The organism is Phyllobacterium chamaecytisi, assembly GCF_020164455.1.
GTDB classification, from domain to species: domain Bacteria; phylum Pseudomonadota; class Alphaproteobacteria; order Rhizobiales; family Rhizobiaceae; genus Phyllobacterium; species Phyllobacterium chamaecytisi.
On sequence record NZ_JAIQWW010000049.1, the window covers coordinates 1 to 6132 of the forward strand.

A 6132-nucleotide genomic window follows, 5' to 3' on the forward strand; every position below is an offset into this window, starting at 1 on the left:
CTCCCAGGGCTTGGTGATAGCTCTCTCTAATCCTCCGGGAACAAGGCGTTCCATCCAATATGGGTTTCTTTCGCTGGCGTCTGCATGGCCTTGCTGACCATTCCTTTGGAACACGCAATTGGCTGGCGCGTTTCATTGCAAACGAGGAGAGAAGCGTGACCAGCTAAGGGGCAAAATTCAAGTGCGGCAAGTCGAAGGACGGAGGCAGACGCGAGGTCGACGATTGGTACAACCGCCAGACTTGGTAGCCGTTAAACGTGACACGCGCTCCGGCGCTATGAGTTGCCTGCCGATGAGGATAACGGGATGAAACAAATTTATTTTGTAGCGGTTTTTGAGCAAGGTGAAGCCGGAGAGTTGTTTCGACCTGAGGAACCACAGCGGTTCGACACAGAAGAACAGGCGCGGAAAGCGGCCAGTGATTTGGCGTCAAACCATGCAGGGGTCATTGCCTGGAGCCAGGAAGCAAAGCAAGGCGAAGAGGAATATGGTCCTCCTATCGTTTTCTATACGGCCGGAGAGGTTATCGATATGAAATGACGGGTGGTTTCGGCCTTTCTAAGCTCGCTCCCTGAAAAGAGCGGTTGCATTCCAAAAGACGTACACCGGGTATTTCGTTTTCCGGGTGAGCACTCCCGCATAACTTAATCTGAAAAAGTCTGGTCCGGGACGGTTCGAACCGGCCAAAGGCCTTCAAAACGCACCGGCCTTTGAGACTTCCCAAAGTTTACGGAAGGCGTCGCTGACCCGAACAAGGCGAACGAAGGCAAGACAGATGCGGTCCCCGCCGAAACAACGCCTCCGATGCAGGACAACAAAATGGCACCGCGACTCCGGCTCCCGCGAACTAAGGAAACTGGCGAACAAAAGGCTCATCGTCTCAGCGATGAGCCTTTTTGCCGGAGGTCTCCAGCATTGTTGTTGGCGGAACTTTTTCTTCCAAACAAGCGTTGGAATAACATCAGCAAAAAGGAGATACGCCATGGACTGGAATCGCGTCGAAGGCAATTGGAAGCAGGCTAAAGGCAAGGTGAAAGAGCAGTGGGGAAAACTTACCGACGATGACCTTGACGTAATTGCGGGTAAACGCGATCAACTTGAAGGCAAGATCCAGGAACGCTACGGCAAAGCTAAAGATGAGGCCAAGAAGGACGTAGACGATTGGTACAACAGCCAAACCTGGCAATAGTCAGCGAGTTGAATGCAATGCCCCACTATCTTCTGGATATGGGGCATTTGTTCGTAACTAACGGCCCACATCGAATTCAACGAAAGCGCTGATATGAACGGATTGCAAGGACAACCTTCGTCACGTCCTGAAAGAAATCGCAGAGCGAAACGATGTCAGCCTGTCGACGGTCGAACACTTGCAGCAGGCAATGACGTCCGGCCACGGAACCTTGGCTCAGTTTAATCATCCGGAACTCGGCGGCATATGTTCAACGACAGGTTGAAGTCAAAAGTCGGTGCCACCTGCGCCGAAGTTGCTGAACTGGTAGCTCTAGAGAAAGGTGATTGGCACGCGCCATTGACAAGGCGGGCGCAGGCCCCGGGATCAAGGTGCCAATTCATCGGATCAACGAGCGGGCGATCAGGTGGCCTGAAGGACTGGGCCAACCGTCGTCAACTGGTTGCAAGAACACTCTCCGCCATGCCTTCTTTCCCGAAGTCGCAGGCTTGCGGTCGCGGATGGCTCCAGCGTAAGGCTTTACGACACCAAGGATCACCGGATCGGCGGTGTATCGCAACAGCAGAGTTCCGGTCAATCATTCAGCTTCACCTCACAGCACGGCCCGCTGTGCGCGGCAGTATCCGAGGTGGTACCGAGGGTTCGCGATTGTCGTTTATGGGCTTGCCGTGCGCCAACATCTTCGCTGGCGGTCACGCTTTTCAATCGCCGCTCGAATGGATCAGTCGACAAGACATGGAAAAAAGCGTCATGACGCTCGTCGAACTGGCGAAAATCTGGGAAGAGCGCGCCAAAATAATGATGTAGTGCCACTCCCATGACACTGGTTCCTTGCTGCATCCACCTGTTCGACAGCGCACCTTCGCTTAATTTGTGCTACTGTTTGGAAGGGGAAATTCCCAAACAAGGGGTACGGTCATGGACCGTAAACTTGTTACCATTCTTGCCGCAGATGTCGTTGGTTACTCCAAGTTGATGGAGCACGAACAGGGTACCTTCGAGGACGCAAGGAAGTGTTCGAACCCGAAATCACCCAACATCATGGCCGCATCTTCAAGCTTATGGGCGATATTTACGGCGGGAACGCACGTCCTGTACAAGGCCGGTGTCTTGCGATCGATTGAATGGGAAGGTGGAATCACCTTCCCACAGCACAGAAGCAGTAGCCTTTATTTATAGACTGGTGCTGCAGTCGGTTCCGCCATTGGCGGAGGAGCTTTTCCTTTGCCGATTGATCCGCAGGCGCTTAAACTCATTACTGTTAGTACGGCAACGACGGTGATCAGAGCTCTATTCATTCCAAGATCCTTTTCATCAAGTTGAAGTAGGCCAACCACTCTAGGCTAATATGGAAAGTGTTAAGAACTGGTCGTCGGATCGAGAAGTAAGGGTATTTGTAGCAACGGTTCTTTTTTAACGGAGATCCCGATTCACTTGGCCGTCAATTGTCTAGAGGCATAAGGCTCGTGGATAGGTCCTATCGAGCGATTGAATTTCATGAGGCCGCGGAGTGCCCTTATTTAAAGTTCATCGACGACGATAACGATGAACAGGACCCCAGCGACCATGACCCTACGTTCCCTCTTGGCTTCCACAACCTTCAGTGTGATCATCGGCGCGCTCGCGCCTGCATTCGCTGAGACCACCCAACCCGCAACTGCCGTTCACTACACGCAAGCGCCGGGCACCTACGCTTTCCCGCTCGGGGACCTGAAGATTATAGCACTATCAGACGGTACCGTTCCCCAAGACCTGCACAAGCTCCTGACGGGCACATCACAGCCAGAGATCGATAACCGCCTGCAACGATCCTTCCTGACAAATCCCGTCGAAGCATCGATCAACGCATTCCTGATTGAGGACGGCGCGCGGTCGATCTTGGTCGATACTGGTTCAGGACAGCTCTTCGGGCCTGGGTACGGCGGGAAGCTTCGGGACAGCCTTGCCAGCGTCGGTGTCATGCCGGAGGACATTACCGACATTCTTATTACCCACATCCACACAGATCATACGGGTGGTTTGGTTACTGATGCCAGGCCCGTCTTTGCGAATGCGACGATCCACGTCGCTGCACCTGAACTTGCCTTTTTCATGGATGCGACGAACGCGGAGAAGACAGGCTACGCCCGCCAGTACTTCGACGAAGCCGCAAAAACAATCGGCGTCTACCAAAAAGCCGGAAAGGTAAAAACATTCTCCGACAATGAAACCATTCTTCCGGGAATTACTGCATCGATTCATCCGGGCCATACCCCTGGCAGTTCTTTCTACACCGTAACAAGCAAGGGGCATTCGATTGCTTTTATCGGGGACATTGTTCACGTCGAGGCCGTACAGTTTCCCGATCCATTGGTCACCATCCTCTACGACGTGAACCCGGCAGAGGCGGCCATCGTCCGGGAAAAGGCTTTCTCGACCTTTGCCGGCTCCCGGCAACTCGTCGCTGCCCCCCATCTTCCGTTCCCCGGCGTCGGGCATATCCGCACTGAAGGTGAGGGCTCGTTCAGTTGGCAGCCATTGGAGTTCCGCAATCGCAGCGGATCGGAAGTGCAATAGCTGCTGCTCTCTTATTCGAACTCCAGCTGCCTAGAACGAGTTCACGGAACGGCCCTGCATCCTCGCTGTCTCAAACAACTGGGCGCGCAACCAGTCATGGGCAGGATCGTCACTCATGCGCTGATGCCAGAAAGCGGTCATCTGAAACCTGGCCAGGTCGAGAGGAGGCTGGAAGAGATCGAGCGACGTGCTGAAGCGTTGCAGGAAGCGGCGCGGCAAAGTGCAGATGCAATCGTTGCCCATCAATACAAGCGGAGCGAGCGCATAACTCTGGATCGAAACCGACACTCTGCGTTCGCGTCCGAGTGCGGCAAGAGCGTCATCAATCATTCCGGCGAAGTGACCACCTCTGGTCGAAATCAGAAGGTGGTCGAGCGAGCAGAACTCATCAAGATCAAAGGACCTGGTGCCTCTTGGATGGTCTTTGCGCTGTGCCGTTACGAACTCGTCATCGAACAGTGTGCGCCCGATCAACCCCCCCGCCACGTCTTCGACGGCACCAATAAAAAGGTCGATATCACCCCGCTCCAGGTGCGCCGCGATCTGAGCCTTGTCGGGAAGAACAAAGGCAATGCGTATATGGGGTGCCTTCGCTTTCAGGAATGCGATGAGATCCGGTGCGAGGATGGCCGCCGGATTGTCCGTCGCAGCAATTCGAAAGACGCGATGGCTCGTGGCCGGATCGAAGACCTGAGCTACGTTAGAGAACTCGCTCAGTCGCTCAATCAATTGGGCAAGCCTCGGCTGTAGGGCGAGGGCGTGCGGCGTCGGCACCATTCCTCGGCCGGACGCGGCGGGGATTAGGAGTTGGTCGCCAAACAGCTGCCGGAGGCGCGTCAAGCGAGCAGACAGGGCAGGTTGGGTAATGCCAAGCCGAACAGCCGCATGGGTAACGTTTAGTTCCTTCAGCAGAGCATCAAGGGTAAGAAGGAGGCCTCCGTCGATCTCGAGCATGTGTTCGCGCATACCAGATTACTCCTTGTCACTTCGTCAGTGGTGTTCTTCTGCGCATTTGGCCTTTGCGCCAAGCGCTTCCCATAGTGTTACATGGAGCATGGAGGCTACGGACTACGGGTAGATTGCAGCAAATTCGTGCCAATGTCGCCTCGTGTTGATGGGTGCCTGCCCCTGTTAACGGCTGCATTTTGTACGGAATAGCGTGCATTGACGGCGATGTTTGAGAAAACGCACGCTACACGGTGCATTCCGAAACGAAATCGCAACCTATGAAAGCCAAACTCGCGAGGTCGGGTCTCTGCTTCTTGGCCTTTATGACAGAGTTGGTAAACGCAATCATGTCGGCTTCACCTCCACAATTCGGGACGACGAACGCGGGGCTTTAACCAAGCGGCTTGAGCTACTGCGTCAGTCGCCCGGCTTTACCGGGATGGCGCCTGGAGGCATCAGCCGCTGGAGTACCCAAAGGAGTAGTGAGTGGGAGCCGTTGCCTCCGAAGCTCGTCGTCGAGGTGCGGTTCGACCATATTACGGGCGACCGCTTTCGCCATGGCACCAAACTTATGCGCTGGCGACCCGACAAGCGGCCAGATCAATGCACCGTTGAACAACTTGTTTAGTCGAACCAAATTCATTGAATTATGGTGGCTCAAGCCACTCGGGGAGAACGGGTATCGACAGTGGAACCTGCGGCGTGGCTGACAAACCGCTTCTTCGATGAGCCATCCAGCTCGCAAAACCTGTCTAGCGACATAGGGCCTTTTTGGTCGTCCTGCCGTTTGATCATAACGTGCCAACGCGATTCGAATCAGGTGAGGCCGGCGTCGTGCGACCCTAACGACGCCGGACCTCGGCCGAAGAGTTCGGCGCTCTCCGACAGATTACGAACTACGTTAGCGAAGTTTTGTTCCTCTTTGCAGTCTTGGTGAGGCTTGACCTTCGTTGGTCATCCCTGTGCGAACAAGCCGATGTCCTGACCTGCCGGACACACGATACGAAAGCAGGCCGGTGCCAACATAGTGCACTATAAAAAGCGTGAGCCTGTGTGGTTAACAAAAAGTGAGGCTCGCCGCGGAGTTTCCCGAAGGGTGGGTGAAATCACGACGAGCCTCTGTTGCCAGGTGCGTTGTGATGTCTGCCGGACAACGCTGCTCCAACTCTCATCAAAGTCATTAGTTCCGGTCAATCGTGTAGATTTCAGCGTTATCAGCAACTTCCCTTAACCCCTTAAAGGATGTGTGACGCAGTTTTTTATCATGCGTCCATCCGCCGAATACGACTTCAGCTACGAGAGTTGGTTCTGTAAACACCAGTGTCTTACCCTTGACCGGTGCCGCTGGCTTGTCGACGCGCAAAGTATCGAGCTTCTGTTTCAGGTCGCGAGCCAGTTTGGACGAAAAGCCTGTACCGACATTGCCGACATGAACCAGT

General features: G+C 54.5%; 7 protein-coding genes and 3 pseudogenes. 7 read left to right on the forward strand and 3 right to left on the reverse strand.

All coding sequences use genetic code 11. The annotated features are described in order from the left end of the window. Positions 1-151: 151 nt before the first annotated feature. The 5 genes and pseudogenes from LB462_RS30680 to LB462_RS30700 form a co-directional block, all read left to right on the forward strand. Positions 152-248: pseudogene (locus LB462_RS30680) on the forward strand (CsbD family protein); the annotation flags it as partial. A gap of 58 nt (positions 249-306) precedes the next feature. Further along, a complete protein-coding gene (locus LB462_RS30685; RefSeq protein ID WP_224515880.1) occupies positions 307-540 on the forward strand; it encodes a hypothetical protein in 234 nt (77 codons plus the stop codon). Between the two features lie 442 nt (positions 541-982). Continuing rightward, positions 983-1189 carry a CsbD family protein gene (locus LB462_RS30690; protein ID WP_183665578.1) on the forward strand — a complete coding sequence of 69 codons (207 nt, stop codon included), beginning with the start codon at positions 983-985 and terminating at the stop codon, positions 1187-1189. A 609-nt stretch (positions 1190-1798) separates the two neighbouring features. Beyond that, positions 1799-1996, forward strand: a pseudogene (locus LB462_RS30695) (peptidase T); the annotation flags it as partial. Positions 1997-2107: 111 nt separating this feature from the next. Next, the gene (locus tag LB462_RS30700) at positions 2108-2368 is read left to right on the forward strand and encodes a hypothetical protein (RefSeq protein WP_224515886.1); all 261 of its coding nucleotides are present in this window, start codon (positions 2108-2110) and stop codon (positions 2366-2368) included. On the opposite strand, the gene LB462_RS30705 is transcribed toward LB462_RS30700, so the two are convergent. Further along, positions 2359-2487: an ABC transporter gene (locus tag LB462_RS30705; protein WP_112525310.1), complete on the reverse strand. Its 129-nt coding sequence runs from the start codon at positions 2485-2487 to the stop codon at positions 2359-2361. The genes LB462_RS30700 and LB462_RS30705 overlap by 10 nt on opposite strands. A 268-nt stretch (positions 2488-2755) precedes the next feature. On the opposite strand from LB462_RS30705, the gene LB462_RS30710 reads away from it, so the two are divergent. After that, a complete protein-coding gene (locus LB462_RS30710) occupies positions 2756-3745 on the forward strand; it encodes an MBL fold metallo-hydrolase (RefSeq protein WP_224515881.1) in 990 nt (329 codons plus the stop codon). Positions 3746-3775: 30 nt separating this feature from the next. On the opposite strand, the gene LB462_RS30715 is transcribed toward LB462_RS30710, so the two are convergent. Next, positions 3776-4711: a LysR family transcriptional regulator gene (locus tag LB462_RS30715; protein WP_224515883.1), complete on the reverse strand. Its 936-nt coding sequence runs from the start codon at positions 4709-4711 to the stop codon at positions 3776-3778. A gap of 232 nt (positions 4712-4943) precedes the next feature. On the opposite strand from LB462_RS30715, the pseudogene LB462_RS30720 reads away from it, so the two are divergent. Then, positions 4944-5321, forward strand: a pseudogene (locus LB462_RS30720) (ATP dependent DNA ligase); the annotation flags it as partial. A 552-nt stretch (positions 5322-5873) separates the two neighbouring features. Here LB462_RS30720 and LB462_RS30725 read toward each other — a convergent pair. Continuing rightward, on the reverse strand, positions 5874-6132 hold a 259-nt coding region (locus LB462_RS30725), incomplete at its 5' end, for an ATP dependent DNA ligase (RefSeq protein WP_444359189.1).